Source organism: Alteromonas sp. ABV4_515 (genome assembly GCF_056160345.1).
This window is the reverse complement of record NZ_JBSWWZ010000041.1, coordinates 1-374: the sequence shown is the minus strand read 5'-3', so window position 1 is coordinate 374 and position 374 is coordinate 1. Positions and strand designations below refer to the sequence as shown.

At 51.1% G+C, this 374-nt stretch carries 1 rRNA gene; it reads right to left on the bottom strand.

From position 1 onward, the window contains the following. Nucleotides 1-374 (bottom strand): 16S ribosomal RNA (locus ACXAGX_RS20580); the annotation flags it as partial.

Sequence of the window (374 nt, the reverse complement as noted above, 5' to 3'; positions counted from 1 at the left end):
TTCTCTGCATGTCAAGTGTAGGTAAGGTTCTTCGCGTTGCTTCGAATTAAACCACATGCTCCACCGCTTGTGCGGGCCCCCGTCAATTCATTTGAGTTTTAACCTTGCGGCCGTACTCCCCAGGCGGTCTACTTAGCGCGTTAGCTTCGCTACGCACAAATTAAATTCACGCACAGCTAGTAGACAGCGTTTACGGTGTGGACTACCAGGGTATCTAATCCTGTTCGCTACCCACACTTTCGGACATGAGCGTCAGTCTTTGGCCAGGGAGTCGCCTTCGCCACTGATGTTCCTCCAGATATCTACGCATTTCACCGCTACACCTGGAATTCCACTCCCCTCTCCAAGACTCTAGTCTGCCAGTTCTAAATGAC